This is a genomic window from Massilia sp. CFBP9026 (genome assembly GCF_034045165.1).
In the GTDB taxonomy this organism is placed as follows: domain Bacteria; phylum Pseudomonadota; class Gammaproteobacteria; order Burkholderiales; family Burkholderiaceae_D; genus Telluria; species Telluria arenae.
The window spans coordinates 83,663-104,632 of record NZ_JAXCWH010000010.1 but is presented as its reverse complement, the minus strand read 5'-3'; the positions used below and the strand labels follow the sequence as shown (position 1 = coordinate 104,632).

Below are 20,970 nucleotides of genomic sequence, written 5' to 3'. Positions count from 1 at the left end.
CATGTCGCTTGACGAGTCCGTGGTCCACGGCTCGAAGGCGACAGTCAAGGATCTGCCTTCGATCGATAAACTGCTGCGCCTGCCGTCCGTGCAGGCGCAGGTTTTCGCTCACGGCCATACCCTGGTCGCGGCGGAAGCGCGCGCGCAAGTCGATAGCCTGCGCGCGCAGGCCCTGGCAGGCAGGCTCTCCGCGAGCGCGCTGCTGCCGGAGGCGCTCGGCCAGATGCTGGCCGGGCGCATTGCCGAACGCCTGGCGCCGAAGATGCGCCGCGTGATCAACCTGACCGGTACGGTCATCCATACCAATCTCGGACGCGCCGTCCTGCCGCAAGCGGCAATCGACCACCTGGTCGCGATGATGGCCGGCCCGAACAACCTCGAATACGACCTCGCCAGCGGCTCGCGCGGCGATCGCGACAGCATCGTCGAAGGCCTGCTGTGCGAGATCACCGGCGCCCAAGCCGCGACCGTGGTCAACAATAATGCCGCCGCCGTGCTGCTGTCGCTAGCTGCCTTGGGCGGCGGGCGTGAGGCAATCGTCTCGCGCGGCGAGCTGGTGGAAATCGGCGGCGCTTTCCGCATGCCCGACGTGATGGCCAGCGCCGGCGCCCACATGGTCGAAGTCGGCACTACCAACCGCACCCACCTGGCGGACTACGAACGCGCGATCAACGAACGCACCGCGCTGCTGATGAAGGTCCACACCAGTAATTACGCCGTGCAGGGCTTTACCAGTTCGGTGTCCGAAGCCGAGCTGGCGCCATTGGCGCGTGCCCGCGGCGTGGCCCTGGTCAGCGACCTGGGCAGCGGTTCGCTGATCGACATGGGCAAGTACGGCCTGCCGCAGGAACCGACGCCGCAGCAGATGCTGGCGGCCGGCTGCGACGTGGTCACCTTCTCGGGCGACAAGCTGCTGGGCGGACCACAGGCCGGCCTGATCGTCGGCTCGAAGGAATTCGTCACCCGCATCCGCAAATTCCCGATGAAGCGCGCGCTGCGCCTGTCGAAGCTGCCGCTGGCGGCGCTGGAAGCGACCCTGAGGCTGTACCTGCAGCCCGAGCTGCTGCTGCGCGAGCTGCCGACCCTGCGCTGGCTGACCCGCACGCAAGAGCAGGTGGGCGCGACCGCGAATGCCATCCTGACGCCGCTGCGCGAGGCCCTGGCGCCGCGCTACACAGTGACGCTGGAGACGATGGTGAGCCAGATCGGTTCCGGTTCGCTGCCGATCGACCGCCTGCCGTCGAGCGGGCTGGCGATCGCGCCGAACCTGGCCGGCAAGCGCGGCATGGGCACGGCGCTGGACGCCCTGGCCGAAGCGCTGCGCGAGTTGCCGCTGCCGGTGATCGGCCGCATCGCCGACGACCGCTTGCTGCTCGACTGCCGCTGCATCGACGACCCGGCCGAGCTGCTGGGGCAACTGGGCGCATTGCGCGCGGCCCTCGTCGAAGCATAAGAACGTAAAGGATTTCGCATGATCGTCGGCACTGCCGGACATATTGACCACGGCAAGACCGCGCTGGTGCGCGCGTTGACCGGCATCGACGCCGACCGCCTGCCGGAAGAGAAAAAGCGTGGCATCACGATCGAGCTGGGTTACGCCTGGATGCCGCTCGAGGATGGCGGCCGCATCGGTTTCGTTGACGTGCCGGGCCACGAAAAACTGGTGCACACCATGGTGGCGGGCGCCAGCGGGATCGATTTCGGCCTGCTGCTGATCGCGGCCGACGACGGCCCGATGCCGCAGACGATCGAGCATGCGACCATCCTCTCCCTGCTGGGCGTGCGACGCGGCGCGGCCGTGATCACCAAGATCGACCGCGTCGACGCCGACCGCCTGCGCGAGACCGAGGCGGCGGTCGCGGGCCTCTTGGCCAGCGCCGGCCTCGAAGATTACCCGGTGCTGCAGGTGTCGAGCATCCGCGGCGACGGCATCGATGGCTTGCGCGCATTGCTGGTTGAGGCGCTGCGGGCGGCGCCTGGCGATGGCGTGCCTGGCGCAGGATTCCGCATGGGCCTGGACCGCGCGTTTACGCTGGACGGCGTGGGCACCGTGGTCGCGGGCAGCGTCTCGGCAGGCAAGGTCGCCATCGGCGATGGCCTATCGCTGGCCGCCACGCCGCACAAGGAATACCGGGTGCGCAGCCTCCAGGTACATAGCCGGACGGCCCAGGAAGCCCAGGCCGGCCAGCGCTGCGCCGTCGGCCTGGCCGGCCTGGAACGCAGCGACGAGCTGCGCGGCCAGGTGCTGTGCGACCCGGCGATTGCGCTCACCACCCAGCGTATCGACGTCTGGCTGCAGGTGGCCGCCACCGAAGAACGCGCACTGCGTTCGGGTACCCTGGTGCACCTGCACGCGGCGACCCAGGATTGCCTGGCCACCGTGGCCGTATTGGGCCAGCCATCGATCGCGCCGGGCGCCGCGGCGCCGGCGCAGCTGGTGCTGCACAAGCCGGCCAACGTGTGGCACGGCGATCGGTTTATTTTGCGCGACGCCTCGGCGATCCGCACCGTGGCCGGTGGATCGGTGCTGGATCCCTTGGGGCCGGTGCGCTACCGTCAGACGCCGGAACGCCTGGCCTACCTGGAGACCCAGCGCGCCGACGATCCAATGACCCGCCTGCTTGGTGCGCTGGTGCAGGCGCCGTATGGCGTCAACGGTGCGACCTGGCTGAGGAGCAGTGGCCTGGCGCGCTGGCCGTTCGACCTGGAGCAGGTGCCGGATATCGTGGTCGGCGCCGGCGGCGAATGGATTGTTTCACGCGCGCGGCTGCAGGAAAACGAGGCCGGCCTGCTGCGCGTGCTGGGCGACTTCCATGCGAAATACCCGGACGAGATCGGCCCCGACCTGCTGCGCGCGCGCCGCCTGGCCGCACCGCGCATGCCGGAGGCGCTGTGGCTGCAGCTGACCGAGCACATGATCGCGGCCGGAAGCATCAATCGCCGCAACGGTTTCCTGCACTTGCCGGAGCACGGCGTGGCCTTGCGCGCGGCCGAGCAGGTGGTGGCAGAACACGCGCTGCCGAAACTGCTGGACGGCCGCTACGACCCACCGTGGGTGCGCGACATCGCCCAGACCGCGCGCCTGCCCGAAGTGCAGGTGCGCCAGGTGCTGGGCCGCATGGCGCGCGGCGGCGACGTCTATCAGATCGTGAAAGACCTGTTCTACCACCCGGCCGTGATGCAGGATGCCGCCGATCTGGTGCGCCGTTTGGCGCACGAGGATCCTCAGGGCCAGGTCACAGCGGCGCGTTTCCGCGACGAGACGGGACTCGGCCGCAAGCGCGCGATCCAGATCCTCGAGTTCTTCGACCGGATCGGTTTCTTGCGCCGGGTCGGCGACGTGCACCTGTTACGGCCGGGGACCTTGCTGTTTCCGACGAAGGACTAGCAGGCCGCCGACGCCGGCCAGCAGCAGGGCCGGCATGCCCGGCTCCGGCACCTCTGTGGCATCCGCGAAAGTAAAGTCGTCCATCGCGTAGGAGCCCTGGGCGCCGGTGCGCACGACCACCGAATCAATCGCGCCGGCCCAGCCGGCATCCAGGAAGGCCGACGTGCTCGATAGTTGCAGCGCGGCCGAGCTGGCCACCAGCTGGCCGCCAAAGTAGAGGTCGAAGCGCACGCTGCTGTCCTCGTATCCCGAGAACCAGGCGCCGTTGAACACCGTCGGCGCCAGGAAGCGGATGGTGCTCGCGATCGGCCCGCCGTCGATCCAGTCCGTCGTCACCTGGCCCTGGCCCGAATGCGGCGTGAAGGGCGCGCCGTCCGCGGTGAACACGTTCAGGCCGGACGCCGACCAGTCCAGGCCGCCGTAGTTGCCGGGCACGGCGGCAAAACCGTCGGGACCGACGATGTCGTCGAAGTTCAGCACGGCGGCCGAGGCGAAGGGGACGCACAGGGCGATGGCGGCGCCGACTACGAAATTGCGAATGATCGATTGCATGAGAATTCCTTTCAATAGTGTGTTCAGGCGCGGCCCAGCGCCGGGTCGCTGACTGTGTGGCGGCCGGTCTCGACGCGGCCGGCGAAGCGGCGCAGGTAGTCGGGCTGGCCGGATACGGTGGCGCTGAAGTCGTACCAGTAATCGTTGCCCGCCACAGGAATGCGCACGGTCAGTTCGGTGCGCGGCGCCAGCGTGTGCTGCTGCCGCAGCTGCGCATACGCGTTGGCGCCCAGGACGAAGGTGCACGGCGCCGCGCCGGTGTTCACCAGGCGCAGCACCAGTTCGCCGGTCGCGGCGTCGCAGCGCACCTGGACATCGGGTCGCGGCTGACCCGCCGCCACGGCGCGCAGCGCGCTGCCGGTGTAATGGCGGTGGTAGCCGTTCGGTCCCAGTACCCACAAGTCGTAAGCCCCGCCGACCGCGGGCGTCCAGACATCCGCCAGCGACTTGCCCGCCTCGACCGTGTAGCGGCGCGGGATGGCGGCCAGGTTCTTGCGGTCGTAGACGTGGAACACGGCGCCCTGGCGGCCGGTGTTGCTGAAGGTTAGCGCCACTCGCGCGGCAGCCATCGTGGCGCCAGGCTGCACCTCGCAGGTGGTCGCCAGCTCATACGGCAGCGCGCGCGAGGGGCGTGTCCCCGCGGCCTGCACGGGCATCTGCGGCGCGGCCGGCGCGGGCACCTGCGGCAGGCGCTGCTGCGCGGCGCGCAGGGCGTCGGCCTCGCCCTTGCTCTTGCGGCCGGCGAGCACCGGTAGCGCCTCGTCGTTGGGCGACACGAAGTTGAAGGCGCTGGTCAGGTCGCCGCACACGGCGCGGCGGAACGGGCTGATATTCGGCTCCTTCACGCCGAAGCGTGCTTCCAGGAAGCGTAGCACCGAGGTGTGGTCGAACACCTGCGAGTTGACCCAGCCGCCACGGCTCCATGGCGAGATCACGTACATCGGCACCCGCGGGCCGGGGCCGTATACGCGGCCGTCGGGCGCCGGCTGCTTGGTGCTGCCCGCCGGGCGCGGATGCGTGTAGTACTCGTGCGCCAGGTCGCTGGCCGCCAGCGTGGTCTTGCCGGCGTAGCCGCCCTTGCCGTCGGGCGATGGCGCCGAGGGGGAGGGCACGTGGTCGAAATAGCCGTCGTTCTCGTCGAAGTTGACGATCAGGACGGTCTTGCTCCAGACCTCGGGGTTGGCGGTCAGGGCGTCCAGCACCTCTTGCAGGAACCAGGAACCCTGCACCGGGCTCGATGGGCCGGGATGCTCGCAGTAGATCGACGGTGCGTTCATCCACGATACCGCCGGCAGCTTGCCCTCGCGGATGTCGCGCTTGAAGGCGTCCAGGTATTGTTCGGGCCGGGTGCCGGGCAGGGTGTTGGCGATGCCCTTGTAGAGCGGATTGTTGGCGTTGTCGGTCGCCGCGTCATAGGCTTTATAAGGCAGCGACTGGCCGGTATTGGTATAGGGCTGGCCCGGCGCGCCGCCGCTGGACACCGGATAGCCCGAGGCGATATTGGCGCGCTTGAACTGGCGGAAGGCGCCCAGCATATTGTCGCCCCACTCGTCGGGCATGTTCTGGTAGCTGATCCAGCTGACGCCGGCCGCTTCGAGGCGTTCGGCATAGGTGGTCCAGGTATAGCCGGTGTTGACGCCGGCGGCGACGCCATCGATCGCATCCCACTCGTTGGTGACGAAGGCGGTGCCGGTCGGGACGGCGCCGTTGGTGCCGGTCAGGAAGAACGAGCGGTTGGCGTCGGTCCCGGTGTGCATGGAGCAGTGGTAGGCATCGCACAAGGTGAAGGCATTGGCCAGCGCGAAGGCGAACGGGATCTCGCTGTCCTTGAAATAACCCATCGAGATCGGGTTCTTGTAGCGCGGCCACTGGTCCATGCGGCCGTTGTCCCAGGCCAGCTGGCTGTCGAGCCAGTCGTGCGGCGTGCCGTTGGCGCGCTGGGCATTGCCCTTGCTGCCGTCGAGGTGGAAGGGCATCATCAGGTTGCCGTTGCCCATCCGCTGCTGCCACACGTTGCGGCCTTCCGGCAGGGGGATCGGAAAGCGGTCGCCGAATCCGCGTACGCCGGCCAGTGTGCCGAAATAATGGTCGAAGGCGCGGTTCTCTTGCATCAGGATCACCACGTGCTCGACGTCGCGGATGGTGCCTGTGGCATTGTTGGCGGGGATGGCGAGCGCGCGCTGGATGGCGGGCGGGAAGGCGGCGTAGGTGGCGGCGGCGATGCCGGCGCGGGCACTGCTGCTCAGGAATCTGCGGCGTGAAGTCATGAGATTGTCCGGAAATGGGTGATTGCTAATGGGTAATGAAAATTGCCGCTGTTTGTTGTCTCGCCGATATGGCTTGCAACTTCGCCAAGGTAAGCGAGGTGCATGACGGTGTAATGACAAACGGAAGGTGTGGGCCCGCGCCGCCCCTGTCGAAACGCACGCCGCTCCGGTATCATGGCGGGATGAATCAGAATCCTTCGCAACCCTTTGTACCCTTCGTCATTGGCGTCGCCGGCGGCAGCGGCAGTGGCAAGTCGACGGTGACGCAGCAAGTGCTGTCCTCGTTCGGCACCGATCTCGTCTCCGTCGTCATGCAGGACGACTACTATCGCGACCAGACCCATCTCACCATGGAAGAGCGGCGCGAGCAGAACTACGATCACCCGCACGCCTTCGACTGGCCGCTGCTGGTCGAGCATGTGCGCGCCTTGCGCAACGGCGAGTCGATCGCGATGCCGATCTATGACTTCACCGTGTCCAACCGCACCGACCAGACCATTCCCGTCAAGCCGGCCCCGGTGATCGTGATCGAGGGCCTGTTCGCCCTGTACGATGCCGACTTGCGCGACATGATGTCGCTGAAGATCTTTGTCGACACTGCACCGGACGTGCGTTTCATCCGCCGCCTGCAGCGCGACGTCGCCGAACGCGGCCGCTCGCTGGATAGCATCGTCGGCCAGTACATGGACACGGTGCGTCCGATGCACAAGCAGTTCATCGAACCGACCAGGCGCAGCGCCGACATGATCCTGCCGCACGGCGCGAACGGCCCGGCGATCGACGTCATCACCACCAAGGTGGCGAGCGTGCTCGGCAAACTGCAGATCCTCGAGCGACGTTCCAGCCCGGCACTGGATTGAATTGCCCGCACGCGGTAAAATGCGGGCTCTTCGGAAGGAAATCGTCCCTGGTGGGGCGGCTGGGCTTCAAACCCAGTTGGTGGCGCCATGCGTCGCCGGGTGGGTTCGACTCCCGCATCCTTCCGCCATGACTTTATTCCCCTGGCTACCATGATCATCCTCGGCTTCGATTATCCGGACGACTGCTATTTCGATCTGGAGAACGATATGTGGTGCCGCGACCTGGGCGACGGCCGCATGCAGGTCGGCGTCAGCGCCTTCGGCGTCAAGATCAGCGGTAATTATTTCTATATGTGCCGGCCGAAGTCGGTCGGCAACGAGCTCGAGCAGGGCAAGACCATGGGTGTGGTCGAGCTGAGCAAGACGGTGGTGACGATCAAGACGCCGGTCTCCGGCACCGTGGTCGAGATCAACGAGGCGCTTGAAGACAAGCCCGAACTCATCAACCAGGACCCGTACGGCAAGGGCTGGATCTGTGTGATCCAGGCCAGCGACTGGGAGGGCGACCGCGCCCGGCTGGCGCATGGCGCCCTGCTTGCCGAACAGGCCGAGCGCCGCATGCGGCTCGAGCCGACCGACGACTGGATCAAGCCGTGAGCACGCAGGAGCGCGGGCTGGCCATCCTGGTCTGGTCCTGCGACCTGTCACGGCCAGAGTTGCTCGCCACCCCCTTCATGACCGCGCAAGCCGCGGCGGCGCTCGATATGCGGGTCAAGATGCTGTTCTCGAGCCAGTCGGTGCAATGGCTGCTGGCCCAGAATGCGGCGCGCCTGACCGGCTTCGGCGCCGAGCAGTGGCCGATCTCACGTCACCTGGAGGCAAGCGTCGATCTGGGCGTGGAGATCCGCGCCTGCACCCAGGCGCTGCACGCCAGCGGCGCCGATCGTTCGGCACTCGCGCCGCACTGCGCCGGCGTCGAAGGCATGGTGTCCTTCGTCGAGCAGGGCAGCGCGCCTGGCTGGCGCATGCTGGTGTTCTAGAGCGCGACCATCGCGCGTTCTTCGGGACGCAGGGTCAGCACCGCGACACCGCTGGACGTGACGGCCACCGTGTGCTCGAACTGCGCCGACAAGGACCCGTCGCGCGTCACGACGGTCCAGCCATCGTCCTCGGTGCGCACGCTGCGCCCACCCCGATTGAGCATGGGCTCGATGGTGAACACCATGCCCTCGCGCAGCTTGAGACCCGCGCCTTTCGACCCGAAGTGCAGCACCTGCGGTTCCTCGTGCATCTCGCGGCCGATGCCATGGCCGCAGTATTCGCGCACGACCGAACAGCCATTGCGTTTGGCGTGGCGCTCGATCGCGTGGCCGACGTCGCCCAGGGTGGCGCCGGGCCGCACCGCGCGGATGCCTTTCCACATTGCCTCGTAGGTGGTCTGCACCAGCCGGCGCGCGGCCAGGTCGACATCGCCGACCAGATAGGTCTTGCTGGAGTCGGCGATATAGCCGTTCTTTTCGAGCGTGATGTCGAAGTTCACGATGTCGCCGTCCTTCAACACGTCGGTCGTCGACGGTACGCCGTGGCAGACCACATGGTTGATCGACGAGTTGAGCACGAAACCGTATTCGTACTGGCCCTTGCTGGCCGGCCGTGCGCCGAGTTCGTCGACGATGAAGTGTTCGACGAGCGTGTCGACCTCGAGGGTCGTCATGCCGGCCAGGGACAGCTTGTCGAGCATCCCGAACACGGAGGCCAGCAGGCGCCCGGATTCGGCCATCAGCGCCAGCTCATGCGGTTGCTTGGTCATGCCGCGCTCAGGGTGAGGGGTGGCGCCGATACGCCGGCGGCGGCCAGCTCGCGCTGCACGATCTCGTTGAAGCTGAGGGTGGGATTGGTCTCGCACAGCATGCCGATCTTGATCCAGAACGCGGCTTGCGCGTTGATCGAGCGGCACGAGACTTTGGTGGCAAGGCGGACCTGGTCGTGCAGGTCGTCTTCGATGTTGACGATGCCCATGGGGATACTCCGTATATGATTTGTATATTGATTGTATACGTTCCATATATCGCGTCAAGTCTGGCGTGGAAATGAAAAATGGCGCCGGGATCACTCCCGGCGCCATTCACGATAGTCGTACTACGCTTACAGCGAGCGCAGGAACGCCATCAACTCGTCACGCTGGGCCTTGTTCAGCTTGGCAAAGCGGTTGCGGGCGGCGGCCGCTTCGCCGCCGTGCCACATGATGGCTTCGGTCAGGTTGCGCGCCCGGCCGTCGTGCAGGTAGCCGACCTTGCCTTCCTTGTCCATGACCGCTTCGGAGAGGCCGATACCCCACAGCGTCGGGGTGCGCCACATGCCGCCGCCGGCCTGGCCTTCGGTGTAGCCGTCGGCGAGTTCCGGACCCATATCGTGCAGCAGCAGGTCGGAGTACGGACGGATGGTCTGGTCACGCAGTTCCGCGAACAGGTGGTTCGAACCGGTCTTCATCGACGGCGTGTGGCAGGCCACGCAGCGCATCGCTTCGAACAGCTTGGCGCCGGCCGCCACCTTGACCGTGTCGACGTCCAGTTCCTTGATCGGCGCGACGCCTTTCGGGAAGCCGCTGGCCAGGCTGCGCTGCGCCGGCACCGCGAGCAGGGCCAGGTAGTGCGAGATCTTGGTCAGGTCGGTCTCCGAGATGCCGCGCTGTTTCGGCGCCGTGGCGCAACCGGCCGGGTTGTTGTCGCAGCTCAGGCTAGGGTAGACCGGCGAGGTCACCGACATGTCCTGCAGCAGCGCGCTGGCGGTCTGGTGACGCAGCGTGGCCTTCGATGCCTTCCAGCCGAAGCGGCCCAGCTGGACCGCGCCGGTTTCGGGGTTGAACACGAAGTTGGCGGTGCCCTTGACGCCATCCTGGTCCGGCGTGGTGCGCACGCGCGCCAGGATGTCGGCTTCAGGCACGGCCTCCAGCAGGCCGACGCCGATCATCGGCTGGGCCGAGCGCAGCGACACCACGGATGGGGTCGGACCGTCGAACTTGAGCTTCGGTTTGCTCAAGGTGACGACCGTGCCGTCGGCCAGCGCGACCGTCTTGGTCTCGAAGCCGTCGACCCGCACGCCGGTGCCCCAGTTCTGCGGAGTGCCGGCGCTGGACAGGGCGTTCATCTGCACCGTCGCGCCATACACCGAATGCGGCAGTTGCGCGCCGTCGGTGCCGATGGTAGCGACCCGCACGCTCATCGAGTCCAGGCGACGCTTGTCGACCGGGGCCGGGCTGCGGCCATTGTTCGCATGGCAGGCCACGCAGGTCTCCTGGCCGAAGGTCTTGCCTTGCAGTCCGACCACCGCCTGGTATTTCTCGTTGCCCGACTCGTTATGCTCGCCTGTACTGAAGCTGGTATGCAGCAGGCGGCGGCCTTCGACGAAGCGCTGCATATTCTGCATGCCGACGTTGTTGTACGGCTGCTGGAACATGAACGCGCCATTGTCGCTATAGTTGTACGAGACCGAGCCGATGCCGCCAGACAAGGTTTCGAACGGCAGCGGGGCGTTCATCAGGCGCGGTTGCACGCCATACCATGGACGCAGGCCTTCGCCGACCACATACGTCCACTCGGTCGAGTAGTAGCGGATGTTGCCGGTGTCGCCGAGGGCCGACAGCGCCGCCTGGGTGGTGAAGTACGACGGCGAGACCTCGATCACGTCGCCCGCCACGAGACGCCGTGCGGGAACGTGGGTGCCGTTCGGGAAGCCATCCGAATTGAGGGCGGTATGGCCCGGATAGTTCCACAGCTGCAGGGTGCAGTCGCCGTTGGCCAGGTTCGGGTTGAACAAGGTGTTATTGCGCGGATAAGGCGTAGTCGGGCAGACCTTGATCTGGTCGTTAACCAGCTGGCCTGGCGCCATCCAGCCGTAGCCGGTGGAGTTCGGCTGGTCGAAGCCACGGAAGAACGCCACGCCGCCGCTCAGGAAAGGCACCGTGGTGTACTGGTTGACGGTCAGCACCGGCCTGGTGTTGTTCGGCACGCGGCTGCGGTCGATGATCTCGACGCCCCAGGTGCGGTTCTTGTAATACAGCGGCACGAAGGTCAGGTGATTGCCCGGTCCCTTGTCGACCGCCTGGCCGGTGGCCGGATCGACCGTCTGGTTCGGGTATGGCGAACCGATCTCGTTCCACTCCTCGCCGCGCTCGCGGCCATGGCGCGCCTTGCCGCGCGCACCAAAGCGCGTGACCAGGGTGCCGTCGGCGAGGGTGAACTGCAGCGATTCGAGCGCTTCGTTCGAACCTGGCAGCGGGGTCAAGCCATTGCCGTTGGCCGGGAAGGCCACGGCCGAGGTCGGCGCCTCGGGCACGGTATTGTCGCTGCCCGGGGTCTTGAACTCGACTTCCCACAGCGAGTATCCGTAGTCGGTGGCGCGCCGCAGGCCCTGCAGGCGCACGTGCTTGGCGACCGCGTTCAGGTTGAAGAATTCCTCTTCCTTACCCTTGCCGTCGCTGACGACGCGCAGCTCGGTCCAGGTCTTGCCGTCGTTCGAGGTCGACAGCGAGTATTCCTTGGCATACGAGTTTTCCCAGTGCAGCTTCATGTAGCCGATCGGGGTGGGCGAGGCGAAGTCGAACTGGATCCAGCCATTGTCTTCCTTCGGCTTGCTGGCCCAGCGCGTGTTGAGCTTGCCGTCGATCGCCATGCTGGCCGACAGGCCGCCGTTTTCCGGCTCCGACGATACCGCGCCGGCCGGCTTGACGATGACGCCAGGCTTGCTCAGGTCGATCGGGATCTCCGGGTCGGGCGTGGTCGGCGGCGTGCCAGGTTCGGCCGGGGTGCCGGTAAAGGCCTGGATTTCCAGGATCGAGTAGCCATACTGCCCGGCGCGTTTGAGTCCGTTGACTCGCAGGTACTTGCCCTGGCCGTTCAGGCCGGTCAGGTCCTCGACGCCGCCCTGGCTATCGTTGACGGTCTTGATCGTGGTCCAGCTGTCGCCGTCCTCGGACACCTGCAGCTCGTAGTCGCGGGCGTGCGCGTTCTCCCAGTCGATGCGCACGCGCGTGATCACCGCGCTTTCGGCGAATTCGAGGGTGAAGTGCTGTTTATCGGTGAATTCGCTACCCCAGCGTGTATTGCGGTCGCCGTCGATGGCGTACTGGGCGTCGAGATCGCCGCGCTCGCGCGATGTCGCGGTCGCCTTGATCGGGGTAAGCGGGGCTTCAGGCTGCTCGGCCGCGCCGGAAAAGGCGCGGAACAGGCTCTTGCTGGCACTTTGCATGGAAGACATGGGCGAATCGCCATCTCCGCCACCGCCGCAACCGGCAAGCAACATCATGAGCGCGAGGGGCAGGCCGGGCATGCGGTTGCGGCCTGAAGACTGCCCGCGAGGCAGTAGGTTCATTTGATACTCCTTGGTTATCAATTTTTGATTGGGATCCTGCACCGGCGGCAGCCGCCGTCCGCACCGTGCAGGTCTTGCTATTTCCGCGTGCCTGTGGCCGAGTTCTCGTACCTCCCCCCTTGATACCAAGGGTGAATTGCTCTAAGGCAACTTTTAACGTTAAGATATCCGGCTCGTCAATACGTGTCAAGGGCATGCGTCATGATCTACACAATGGAAGAGCTTTTGGATGCAGCTTTTGGCGTTGACGGGAGTGGAGGTCATCACCAATAATCGAAGGTCATGCACATCTTGCGCACATCGTCGATGCTGGTCCGATTGGTCCTGGCCTGGTTCGTCCTCACCTTGGGCGCCGCCAGTGCCGCCCCCATGGTGCAGCCGGCCGCGATGGCGCTGGTGTGTTCCGAGGGCGGCGTCAAGGTCGTCCTCGTCGATCGCGACGGGGCCGCCGTGCACGCCAAGGGGCATACCCTCGACTGCCCGCTGTGCCTGCCCGCCGCCGTGCCGCCGCTGCCGACGGCCCCGTGCGTCCCGCCGCCGCTGCCGGCGACCGCGGCGGTGCTCGTGCCCGCCGCCTTCCACGTCGCCGCCACGGCCGGTGCACCGCTGCCGCCACGCGGGCCGCCCGCGCACTCCTGATCTCTTCAAGCCGGCCACACCGCCGGCGCAGTCTTTACGCGCGCGGCGCGGGGCGGCCCATGGGGTTTGCGTCCGCACGCCGCGCGCTCATCGGGAAGTATCCAGGAGTAGCAAGATGAGTCAACGAGTTTCAAGCATCGCCTCGCGGCGCGCCTTCGTGCTGTCCGGCGCGGCCCTCGCACTGGGCGCCCTGGCCGGCTGCAGCATGGGCAGTTCGGTCAGTTTCAACGGCACCGACATCACCGGCGCCGATTTCGGCCGCGATTTCCGCCTCAAGGATCCCAGCGGCCAGGAACGCACGCTGGCCGACTTCAAGGACAAGGTCGTGCTGGTGTTCTTCGGCTTCACCCAATGCCCGGACGTGTGCCCGACGGCGCTGGCGCGCGCGGCCGAGGTCAAGACCCTGCTGGGACCGGACGGCGATCGCCTGCAGGTGCTGTTCGTCAGCGTCGACCCGGAGCGTGACACGCCCGAGGTCCTGAACGCCTATACGGCCGCCTTCGATCCGACCTTCCTCGCCCTGTACGGCGACCAGGAGCGCCTGGCCGAGACCGCGAAGGAATTCAAGGTCATCTACCAGAAGGTGCCGACCGGCGATTCCTACACCATCGACCATACCTCGGTCACCTATGCCTTCGACACCAAGGGCAAGCTGCGCCTGAAACTTTCGCACAGCCAGTCGGCGATCGAGTACGCTGCCGACGTGCGCAAGCTGCTGCATGCCGCCTGACTTGCACCTATTTAGATCATTCAAGGAGAACACCATGAACCATTTCATCCGCACCGTCGCTGCCGCTGCCATGCTGGCTGCCGTCGCTAGTTCGGCCCAGGCCCAGGCCAATGTCAGCGTCAAGGACGTCTGGGTGCGCGCCACCGTTCCGCAACAAAAGGCGACCGGCGCCTTCATGCAGCTGCAAGCGGCCAAGGACAGCAAGTTCGTGTCGGCCAGCTCGCCGCTGACCCCGACGGTCGAAGTGCACGAGATGGCGATGCAGGGCGACGTCATGCGCATGCGCCAGGTGCAGTCGGTCGATCTGCCGGCCGGCAAGACGGTGGAACTCAAGCCGGGCGGCTATCACATCATGATGATGAACCTGAAAGCCCAGGTGAAGGAGGGCGATACCGTGCCGTTCACCCTGGTCTTCGAGGGCAAGGACGGCAAGCGCGAGCGGGTCGAGATCCAGGCGCCCGTGAAAGCCCTGAACAGCGCCGCCAAGCCGGCCCACGCCGGACACTGAAGAGGCGTCGGGTACGATGGTTAACGTGGAAACAACAACCATTGGTGGTAGTTTCGTGTAAAACCAATCGTGCGCATGGAGCCGTTCCGTACAATCGCCTGATTGCCGACAGGTTCCCGACAAGGGGAACGGCGGCCTCATGCGATTGGAGCGGATATGCGACAAAGTCCTTCATGGTTGCCGGATGGCCGCGGCGAATGGGCGCTGCTGGCGGCGCTGGCCGCCTGCTATCCGGCCAGTCTGGTGCTGCCCGCCGCCTGGGCGCGTGAGGGCGGCCCGCTGGAAAGCCTGCAGGTGCTGGTGCTGTGCGCCGGCTGCGTGCTGGCGCTCCTGACGTATGTGCGCTCCCGTCCGGCGCGCGTCGCCATGCTGGCGCTGTGGGTCGCGCCGGTCTGGCTGCTGCTGGCCGGGCGTGAGCTCAGCTGGGGCAGGGCATGGTTGCCTGACCATTCCTCCGCCGCCGACACCATGGCCGGGATGGCGCTGTGGTTCCAGCCCCTGGTCCGGCCCGCCGTCGCCGTGCTGCTGGCGGCGCTGCTGATCAGTGCCGTGTACCACCGGATCGACGGCCCGCTGCGGGCCGCGTTCGCCCGGCGAGTACCCTGGGTAGTCCTGATCGTCATGCTGGCGGGCGCCATGGGGTCGACCTGCGCCGAAGGCCATATGTCCTGTCATCTCGACAGGGTGATCCTCAGCGCCCAGGCGTTCGAGGAATTGTGCGAGCTGCTGGCCTATGTCGCGCTCTGCATGGCCCAGCATGTGGTTTTCATGCATCAAATGCCACGGAAGCGCATCCCCGGAATCGTGCGTGCGCGGGCGGTCGCGTCCGAAGAAGCAGGCTAATTAGCCCAAATTCCATAGCATATACGGCAACTGGGACATTTTGCCCGTATGTCTGCACCGCGATTTCCTCTAGGATGTCGGGTTTTGGGTAAGGACCGCCATCTTCGCACCGCGGTCGAGCGATCATGTCGAACGTTAAAGTTGTAGATTTAGAAACGGCGGGGCCGGGCGACGGCACCGCTGCCGGCCTGGCCCGCTACTGGTCTCAGTACTGGGCGCTGACCAAGCCGCGGGTCACGATGCTGACCGTGTTCTGCGCTGTCATCGGCAGTCTGCTGGCCAGCGACGGTTTCCCCGGTTGGGGCGTGCTGCTGTACAGCGGCGTCGGCATCTGGCTGCTGGCCGGCGCCGCGTTCGCAGTCAATTGCCTGCTCGAAGCGCGAATCGATGCCCGCATGGCGCGCACCGCGCGCCGCGCGACCGCCAGCGGCAGCCTGGGCCCGCTGCAAACCGTCGTGTTTTCGCTGGTGCTGGGCGGCGCCGGCGCCGCGCTCCTGTATACCCGGGTCAATCCACTGACGATGTGGCTGACGCTGGCCACCTTCGTCGGCTATGCCTTCATCTATACGCTGCTGCTCAAGCCGAACACCTCGCAGAACATCGTGATCGGCGGCTTCGCCGGCGCCATGCCGCCGGCGCTGGGCTGGGCCGCGGTCGCCAATGCCGTGCCGATGGAAGCCTGGCTGCTGGTCTTGATCATTTTCTTGTGGACGCCGCCGCACTTCTGGGCGCTGGCGATGTACCGCCGCGACGATTACGCGCGTTCGGGCCTGCCGATGCTGCCCGTCACCCACGGCATGGCGCATACCGGCCTGCAGGTGTGGCGCTACAGCCTGGCGCTGGCGGCCGGCACCGCGCTGCCGTGGGCGGTGGGCATGAGCGGGGTGGTGTATCTGGTGGCGGCCTGTGCGCTGAACGCGGTGTTCCTGCGCTACGGCTGGCTGGTGCACAAGCGCTACAGCGACCAGATCGCCCGCAAATCCTTCGCCTGGTCGATCATGTACCTGGCGCTGCTGTTCGCGGCGCTGCTGCTGGACCACTACATCGCGCCTTGATTGTTGCCGCGAGATAAATTGTCAGTTTGAGTACGTTGGCGCACGGTGGGGCGAAACGTTAATATATTAAGCTGTTTGCATGACAGCGAGATACCAAACCCACCCCACCACGCGGGTGCGCGGCAATCCAGCGCATCTACCGACGCATCTTCCAGACGGGCTGCCCGCGGATCGCCGCCGCCACGAGCGCAGCCTGCTCACCCCGGCCGACGTGCGCGACAGCACCGACCTGGCCCGTCTGCTCGAACAACTGGGCTGCGGCGACGACCTGATCGTCGTCTCGAACCGCGCCCCTTGCATCCATTCCCATACGCCCGACGGCGTCATCGCCCAGCGCCCCGCCGGCGGCCTGGTCACGGCGCTCGAAGCCGTGCTAGCCAAGGAAGGCGGCTGCTGGATAGCCCACGGCAGCGGCGATGCCGACCGCGCCACTTGCGACGAGCATGATCACGTGCGCAAGGAACATCTCGACGCACCGTACCGCCTGCGACGCCTGTGGCTGGACGAGGACGAAGTGGCTGGCTATTACGAGGGCCTGTCCAACGAGGGCCTGTGGCCGCTGTGCCACCGCACCGACGTCGAGCCGACCTTCCGCGCCGCCGACTGGGAGCATTATGTGCGGGTCAACCGCCGCTTCGCCGAGGCGGTGGTGGCCGAAGCCGCGACTGCGCGTCCGGTGGTGCTGGTCCAGGATTACCACCTGGCGCTGGTGCCGCAGATGGTGCGCGAGCGCCTGCCGGATGCCGTCATCGTGCTGTTCTGGCACATTCCGTTCCCGGCGCCGCAACGCCTGGCGCGCCTGCCATGGCGCGAACAGGTGATGGCCGGCCTGCTGGCCAGCACGGTGGTTGGCTTGCAGACCCCGGCCGACCGGGACAATTTCAAGCTGGCGCGCGCCGCCTGCGCGCACGGCGTCGGCGCCGCCCACGTCGATGCCTATCCGATCTCGATTGCCTGGCCCGGCCGCCAGGAGCTGCCGGCGCCCGGCCTGGGTGACGACGTCCGGCGCCGTTTCGGCATTGCGCCAGGAGTGCGCCTGCTGGTCGGCGTCGATCGCATGGATTACACCAAGGGCATTCCGGAGCGGCTGCAGGCCTTCGAACTGCTGCTGGAGGAGCGCCCGGAACTGCTGGGCCAGGTGAGCCTGCTGCAGATCGGCGCGCCATGCCGCGGCGCCTTGCCGGCCTATCAGGAAATCTCGCGCCAGGTGAAGGCGCTGACCGCGAGGATCAATGCCCGCTTCGGCAACGACACCTGGCAGCCGGTCGTGCTGCACGCGGCCAGCGCCAATGCGGCCACCGTCACCGACTGCTACCGTGCCAGCGACGTGTGCCTGGTCACGAGCCTGCACGACGGGATGAACCTGGTGGCCAAGGAATTCGTAGCGGCGCGCAACGACTTGCGCGGTGTGCTGGTGCTCAGCCGCCAGGCGGGCGCTGCGGCCGAGCTGGAGCAGGCCTTGCTGGTCGAGCCGCGCGACATCGGCGGCATCGCCCGCGCCATCGGCCGCGCGCTGGACACGCCGCCGCAGGAGCAGACGGACCGCATGCGCGCGCTGCGCGCCGTGGTGAGCCAGAACACGGTGTTCGGCTGGGCGGCACGCCTGCTGGGCGACGGCATGCGCGTCGCGGCGGGCCGTACGGCGCGCCCGGAGCTGGCCCGTCTCGGTCAGTGGGCCGCCTAGGCTAGGGAGCGGCGTTGACGGGCAGCAGGCCAATGGCCAATGCCCGCAGCGTGTCGCCAAATCCGCCGCGCGCCCGCGCGTCGATGCGGGCGCTGGTGACGACCCTGGGTTGCGCGCTCCAGGCGAAACGGGCGCCAATGCCTTCCAGTGCCCGTACCAGCAGCACGTCTTCGTGGCAGCCGACGCAGGCGAATCCGCCTGCCGCCAGATAGGCCTCGGCGCTCACGCCAAGGTTCGCCCCGTGGATGTGGCGATGGCCGTCGCGGTCCTGGTAGTCGCCCCTGAATCGCTCGCACAGCACGGAGGACTGTTCGCCATGCGCCGACCAGTCCTCGACGCCGACCGATCCGCACACCACATCGGCATCAAGCGCGATCTGCGCGGCCAGCCAGCCGGGCGCGACGCAGGTGTCGGCATCGGTGAACGCCAGCCAGCGCACGCCATGCTCCAGCAGGCGCCGTGCTCCGGCGGCGCGCGCGGCGCCGACCTGGCGCGCCGAGATTTCGCGCCACTCCAGGTGGCAACCTGCCGCGTCGAATAGCGCCTCATGGGTGGCGACGACGTCCAGCGAGCGGTCGCTGCAGGCATCGAGCACGACGCAGACCCGCACTTCCTCTCCCGCCAGCGCCGGATGGCACGCCGCGCGCAGTAGAGCGTGCAGGCAGGCGTCGAGGTAGGCTTCCTCGTCGTGGGCGGGAATGGCGACGCCGATCATGGGTGGCCTCCATGCGCTGACCAGGTCTCCAGCACGAAATCCTGGTCATGATGAACCATGCGCCGCCGCAGGCCCGGAATATCGCCGGCGGCCCGGTGCAGCGCCTCCGTACTGCAAGCGCGATCGTCGAAGTCGTGCAGGTAATGGCACATCACCAGCTCGCCGTCGGGCGCGAGGCCGGCGGCGGCGCGGGCCAGCAGCGCGGTGGCTTCTGGCAGCGGAAAATAATAAGCCAGCTCGCTGATGACGATCAGATCGAAGGTCTCGCCATCGGGCCAGTCGTCAGGAAGCCGGCGCTGCTCGAACCGTATAGCGCCGGCCAGCGCTGGCGGCACATCCCTGCGCGCCGCATCCAGTGCGGCGGCCGCACCGTCGCTGGCCAGCAGGCGCTCGCAGCGCGGCGCGAGCGCGGCGCTCGAGGCGCCATTGCCGCAACCGGGTTCGAAGGCATTGCGGTAGTGCGGCTTGGCCAGGCTGGCCAGGAGGATGGCGCGCTTGCGCTGCTCGTACCAGGCGCCACGCACGTTCCAGGGATCGTCGCTGGCGCTGTACAGCGCCTCGAAGTGGCGCAGGCGGGTGTCAGTCATGGCAGTCGAAGAACAGTTCGAAGGGGTGGAGTACGCGCTCTATGGCGAAAGCCGGCAGGATCGGGGCAGCGCCGGTGCTGGCGTCGCCCTCGACCTGGCTGGTGAAGCAGGCCAGCGCGGCGCGCTTGCGCTCGAGTGCATCGGCCGGCAGCGCGAGCTTGCGGGCGTGCGACCAGGGCATCGCCCCATCGCCCGGTGCGCTCCAGTGCCAGCCCCATACCGGCGCCTGGAGCAGGCGGGCGTCATGCTCACGCGTTGCAGCAACGCAGGCGCGCGCCGTGGCCTCGTGATCCGGGTGGCCGTCGTGGTCCCAGGTGGTGATCAGCAGGTCGCCCGGTCGCAGCAGCGCGCCCAGGCGCGTGGCCAGTACCTGCTCGGCCGCCTCGACACCGCCATCGGGAATGCCGAGCCGCTCGATGCGCGGCTGCGCCAGGCCCAGGCAGGCCAGCGCGGCCACGGTCTCGTGACTGCGCTGCGCGCGCAGGCGCGCCGGCGGCCAGTCGCGCGAGCCGGGGTGGCTCGCTTCGCCATCGGTAACGGCGACCACCAGCGGCGCGTCGCCCCGCTGCGCCAGCATGTACAGCAAGGCGCCGCAGGCGAGGATCTCGTCGTCCGGATGCGGCGCGACCACGACGACCCGCGTGCCGGGCGGTACGAGCAGATCGAGGGCCGTGGACGGCGCCGTCGCCAGCTCCGAAGCGAGGCGCCAGGCCGCGGCCGTGGTGCCGGCGCCGGCGATATGGCGCGAGCGCGCTACAGTGTCCATGGCGCTGCTCCCGACTCATTGTCTGATTCGCTCACCAGGCGCCCGAGCGCTTCCAGGTCGCGTTCGGCGTGGCTCTGGCGCATGAAGACCGGCAGGTCGGCGTAAAGCCGCGCCAGCGCCGCGTCCTTGCACAGCGGACCGGCGCCCAGCGCGCGTCCGGCCGCGGCCAGCACCACGCCGGCACTGGCCTCGACGCTCAGGCGTACCGACAGCGCATCGCCCATGGCCTTGATTTGCGGCGAGCCGTCGATCCGCGCCGCGGCTTCGCGCATCAGCGCCGCGCTCCCCTGCAGCGCCACCGCCGCCCCGCCCAGTTGCGCGAGGCGGTGGGGATCGCCGCGTCCGGCCACGCGTTTGCGCAAAGCCTCGGCGAGACGGGTCGCGGCGCCGAACCAGCAGGCTGCGACGCCCGCGCCGCCATGCCAGAAACCGGCGCGTTCGACATAAAAGCCCGGGCCGCCCAGCCCCCGGGCCTGGACGCTATCGAAGCGTACGTCGACGCTGCCGCTGGCCGCCATGCCGACGGCGTTCCAGCCGTCATCGGTGACCGTGACGCCGGCCTGGCGCAGGTCGACCGCCGCCAGCATCGCAGCGCCGTCCGGACGCCAGCAGCTCACCACCGCGTGAGTCACGTCGCGCGCCCCCGAGCACCAGGCTTTGCGCCCGTCCAGGCGCATCCCACCATCGCTGCCGGGCGACAGCGCCAGGCGCGCATCGGGCGGCTCGGCGCACCAGGTGGCCCAAAGCGCGTCGTCGGCGCCGCCGTGGACTCCCGCCTCATGGAGGATGGCCAGGGCGTCGGTATGTCCTTCGAACAGCTTGGCGAGCGCCAGGTCGTGGGCGCCGACGGCGGCCAGCGCGCGCCAGCGATCGAGCGTGGCGCCGTGGCCGGGCAGGGGCAGGCGGTCCAGGCGAAGTGCGGCGAGCCGCTTCAATGCGGTCGCTGGCGCCGCATCCTGCAGGGAGGACAGCGCGGTGCGCAGGAGCGCCACGAGGGGCTCCCGAGTGGAGGACATTTCGGAGTACATGGCAACTGTCTTACAAAAATTTCATCTTATCATTTGCA

The 20,970-nt window shown here is 67.5% G+C and carries 20 protein-coding genes and 1 tRNA gene; 12 read left to right on the top strand and 9 right to left on the bottom strand.

Annotation, left to right across the window (positions count from 1 at the left end; all coding sequences use genetic code 11):
- The first annotated feature begins 1 nt into the window (after window position 1).
- The gene (gene selA / locus SOM28_RS22060) at window positions 2-1,453 is read left to right on the top strand and encodes an L-seryl-tRNA(Sec) selenium transferase (protein WP_320469461.1); all 1,452 of its coding nucleotides are present in this window, start codon (window positions 2-4) and stop codon (window positions 1,451-1,453) included.
- 18 nt (window positions 1,454-1,471) lie between these two features.
- Complete coding sequence (selB, locus tag SOM28_RS22055; RefSeq protein ID WP_320469460.1) at window positions 1,472-3,388, top strand: selenocysteine-specific translation elongation factor; 1,917 nt, start codon at window positions 1,472-1,474, stop codon at window positions 3,386-3,388.
- Here selB and SOM28_RS22050 read toward each other — a convergent pair.
- Window positions 3,350-3,940 carry a PEP-CTERM sorting domain-containing protein gene (locus SOM28_RS22050; RefSeq protein ID WP_123068656.1) on the bottom strand — a complete coding sequence of 197 codons (591 nt, stop codon included), beginning with the start codon at window positions 3,938-3,940 and terminating at the stop codon, window positions 3,350-3,352. The genes selB and SOM28_RS22050 overlap by 39 nt on opposite strands.
- Before the next feature lie 23 nt (window positions 3,941-3,963).
- Complete coding sequence (locus tag SOM28_RS22045; RefSeq protein ID WP_320469459.1) at window positions 3,964-6,207, bottom strand: phosphocholine-specific phospholipase C; 2,244 nt, start codon at window positions 6,205-6,207, stop codon at window positions 3,964-3,966.
- 182 nt (window positions 6,208-6,389) lie between these two features.
- Between SOM28_RS22045 and udk the strand changes: the two genes are divergently transcribed.
- The 4 genes from udk (at window position 6,390) to SOM28_RS22025 (ending at window position 8,047) form a co-directional block, all read left to right on the top strand.
- On the top strand, window positions 6,390-7,067 hold the full coding sequence (gene udk / locus SOM28_RS22040) for a uridine kinase (protein ID WP_320469458.1): 678 nt from the start codon (window positions 6,390-6,392) through the stop codon (window positions 7,065-7,067).
- Window positions 7,068-7,099: 32 nt separating this feature from the next.
- A tRNA-Sec gene (locus SOM28_RS22035) sits at window positions 7,100-7,195 on the top strand.
- Window positions 7,155-7,664, top strand: coding sequence for a glycine cleavage system protein H (locus SOM28_RS22030; RefSeq protein ID WP_320469457.1), 510 nt, complete (start codon window positions 7,155-7,157; stop codon window positions 7,662-7,664). The genes SOM28_RS22035 and SOM28_RS22030 overlap by 41 nt, the downstream gene beginning before the upstream one ends.
- Window positions 7,661-8,047, top strand: a complete 387-nt coding sequence (locus SOM28_RS22025) for a DsrE family protein (protein ID WP_320469456.1) — start codon at window positions 7,661-7,663, stop codon at window positions 8,045-8,047. Before SOM28_RS22030 ends, SOM28_RS22025 begins: the two co-directional genes overlap by 4 nt.
- Here the strand turns inward: SOM28_RS22025 and map are convergent.
- From map to SOM28_RS22010, 3 genes are all read right to left on the bottom strand, one after another.
- A complete protein-coding gene (gene map, locus SOM28_RS22020; protein WP_320469455.1) occupies window positions 8,044-8,817 on the bottom strand; it encodes a type I methionyl aminopeptidase in 774 nt (257 codons plus the stop codon). The two genes, SOM28_RS22025 and map, sit on opposite strands and share 4 nt — an antisense overlap.
- Window positions 8,814-9,026, bottom strand: coding sequence for a ParD-like family protein (locus tag SOM28_RS22015; protein ID WP_123068662.1), 213 nt, complete (start codon window positions 9,024-9,026; stop codon window positions 8,814-8,816). Before SOM28_RS22015 ends, map begins: the two co-directional genes overlap by 4 nt.
- A 126-nt stretch (window positions 9,027-9,152) precedes the next feature.
- Entirely contained in the window at window positions 9,153-12,263 is a 3,111-nt protein-coding gene (locus SOM28_RS22010; protein WP_320469454.1) for a di-heme oxidoredictase family protein, read from the bottom strand.
- 396 nt (window positions 12,264-12,659) lie between these two features.
- On the opposite strand from SOM28_RS22010, the gene SOM28_RS22005 reads away from it, so the two are divergent.
- The 6 genes from SOM28_RS22005 to SOM28_RS21980 all read left to right on the top strand — a co-directional run bounded on the left by SOM28_RS22005 (window position 12,660) and on the right by SOM28_RS21980 (window position 17,836).
- Window positions 12,660-13,016, top strand: a complete 357-nt coding sequence (locus tag SOM28_RS22005) for a DUF2946 family protein (RefSeq protein ID WP_147934276.1) — start codon at window positions 12,660-12,662, stop codon at window positions 13,014-13,016.
- A 115-nt stretch (window positions 13,017-13,131) separates the two neighbouring features.
- Window positions 13,132-13,746 (top strand): SCO family protein, encoded by a 615-nt coding sequence (locus SOM28_RS22000; RefSeq protein WP_320469453.1) that lies wholly within the window; start codon window positions 13,132-13,134, stop codon window positions 13,744-13,746.
- Between the two features lie 34 nt (window positions 13,747-13,780).
- Window positions 13,781-14,254 (top strand): copper chaperone PCu(A)C, encoded by a 474-nt coding sequence (locus SOM28_RS21995; RefSeq protein WP_414675195.1) that lies wholly within the window; start codon window positions 13,781-13,783, stop codon window positions 14,252-14,254.
- Window positions 14,255-14,410: 156 nt separating this feature from the next.
- A complete protein-coding gene (locus tag SOM28_RS21990; RefSeq protein WP_320469452.1) occupies window positions 14,411-15,097 on the top strand; it encodes a hypothetical protein in 687 nt (228 codons plus the stop codon).
- A 125-nt stretch (window positions 15,098-15,222) separates the two neighbouring features.
- On the top strand, window positions 15,223-16,152 hold the full coding sequence (cyoE, locus tag SOM28_RS21985) for a heme o synthase (RefSeq protein WP_320469451.1): 930 nt from the start codon (window positions 15,223-15,225) through the stop codon (window positions 16,150-16,152).
- A 79-nt stretch (window positions 16,153-16,231) separates the two neighbouring features.
- The gene (locus SOM28_RS21980) at window positions 16,232-17,836 is read left to right on the top strand and encodes an alpha,alpha-trehalose-phosphate synthase (UDP-forming) (protein ID WP_123071462.1); all 1,605 of its coding nucleotides are present in this window, start codon (window positions 16,232-16,234) and stop codon (window positions 17,834-17,836) included.
- Window position 17,837: 1 nt separating this feature from the next.
- On the opposite strand, the gene SOM28_RS21975 is transcribed toward SOM28_RS21980, so the two are convergent.
- Genes SOM28_RS21975 through SOM28_RS21960 form a run of 4 tightly spaced genes read right to left on the bottom strand, consistent with a single transcriptional unit; the run spans window position 17,838 to window position 20,896 of the window.
- Window positions 17,838-18,551, bottom strand: a complete 714-nt coding sequence (locus tag SOM28_RS21975; RefSeq protein ID WP_123071461.1) for a glycosyltransferase family 2 protein — start codon at window positions 18,549-18,551, stop codon at window positions 17,838-17,840.
- Window positions 18,548-19,138, bottom strand: coding sequence for a methyltransferase domain-containing protein (locus SOM28_RS21970; protein ID WP_320469450.1), 591 nt, complete (start codon window positions 19,136-19,138; stop codon window positions 18,548-18,550). The genes SOM28_RS21975 and SOM28_RS21970 overlap by 4 nt, the downstream gene beginning before the upstream one ends.
- A complete protein-coding gene (locus SOM28_RS21965; RefSeq protein ID WP_320469449.1) occupies window positions 19,131-19,904 on the bottom strand; it encodes a PIG-L deacetylase family protein in 774 nt (257 codons plus the stop codon). Before SOM28_RS21965 ends, SOM28_RS21970 begins: the two co-directional genes overlap by 8 nt.
- The gene (locus SOM28_RS21960) at window positions 19,892-20,896 is read right to left on the bottom strand and encodes an acyl-CoA dehydrogenase family protein (RefSeq protein WP_320469448.1); all 1,005 of its coding nucleotides are present in this window, start codon (window positions 20,894-20,896) and stop codon (window positions 19,892-19,894) included. The genes SOM28_RS21965 and SOM28_RS21960 overlap by 13 nt, the downstream gene beginning before the upstream one ends.
- Window positions 20,897-20,970: the final 74 nt, after the last annotated feature.

What these genes read in the sequence shown, in the direction of transcription:
- SOM28_RS22010 (WP_320469454.1), bottom strand. Translation starts at nt 12,263, where the DNA reads ATGTCTTCCATGCAAAGTGCCAGCAAGAGCCTGTTCCGCGCCTTTTCC.
- SOM28_RS22030 (WP_320469457.1), top strand. Translation starts at nt 7,155, where the DNA reads ATGCGTCGCCGGGTGGGTTCGACTCCCGCATCCTTCCGCCATGACTTT.
- udk (WP_320469458.1), top strand. Translation starts at nt 6,390, where the DNA reads ATGAATCAGAATCCTTCGCAACCCTTTGTACCCTTCGTCATTGGCGTC.
- SOM28_RS21980 (WP_123071462.1), top strand. Translation starts at nt 16,232, where the DNA reads ATGACAGCGAGATACCAAACCCACCCCACCACGCGGGTGCGCGGCAAT.
- SOM28_RS21975 (WP_123071461.1), bottom strand. Translation starts at nt 18,551, where the DNA reads ATGATCGGCGTCGCCATTCCCGCCCACGACGAGGAAGCCTACCTCGAC.
- cyoE (WP_320469451.1), top strand. Translation starts at nt 15,223, where the DNA reads ATGTCGAACGTTAAAGTTGTAGATTTAGAAACGGCGGGGCCGGGCGAC.
- SOM28_RS22050 (WP_123068656.1), bottom strand. Translation starts at nt 3,940, where the DNA reads ATGCAATCGATCATTCGCAATTTCGTAGTCGGCGCCGCCATCGCCCTG.
- map (WP_320469455.1), bottom strand. Translation starts at nt 8,817, where the DNA reads ATGACCAAGCAACCGCATGAGCTGGCGCTGATGGCCGAATCCGGGCGC.
- selB (WP_320469460.1), top strand. Translation starts at nt 1,472, where the DNA reads ATGATCGTCGGCACTGCCGGACATATTGACCACGGCAAGACCGCGCTG.
- SOM28_RS21995 (WP_414675195.1), top strand. Translation starts at nt 13,781, where the DNA reads ATGAACCATTTCATCCGCACCGTCGCTGCCGCTGCCATGCTGGCTGCC.
- SOM28_RS22045 (WP_320469459.1), bottom strand. Translation starts at nt 6,207, where the DNA reads ATGACTTCACGCCGCAGATTCCTGAGCAGCAGTGCCCGCGCCGGCATC.
- SOM28_RS21970 (WP_320469450.1), bottom strand. Translation starts at nt 19,138, where the DNA reads ATGACTGACACCCGCCTGCGCCACTTCGAGGCGCTGTACAGCGCCAGC.
- SOM28_RS22005 (WP_147934276.1), top strand. Translation starts at nt 12,660, where the DNA reads ATGCACATCTTGCGCACATCGTCGATGCTGGTCCGATTGGTCCTGGCC.
- SOM28_RS21965 (WP_320469449.1), bottom strand. Translation starts at nt 19,904, where the DNA reads ATGGACACTGTAGCGCGCTCGCGCCATATCGCCGGCGCCGGCACCACG.
- SOM28_RS21990 (WP_320469452.1), top strand. Translation starts at nt 14,411, where the DNA reads ATGCGACAAAGTCCTTCATGGTTGCCGGATGGCCGCGGCGAATGGGCG.
- selA (WP_320469461.1), top strand. Translation starts at nt 2, where the DNA reads ATGTCGCTTGACGAGTCCGTGGTCCACGGCTCGAAGGCGACAGTCAAG.
- SOM28_RS22000 (WP_320469453.1), top strand. Translation starts at nt 13,132, where the DNA reads ATGAGTCAACGAGTTTCAAGCATCGCCTCGCGGCGCGCCTTCGTGCTG.
- SOM28_RS22015 (WP_123068662.1), bottom strand. Translation starts at nt 9,026, where the DNA reads ATGGGCATCGTCAACATCGAAGACGACCTGCACGACCAGGTCCGCCTT.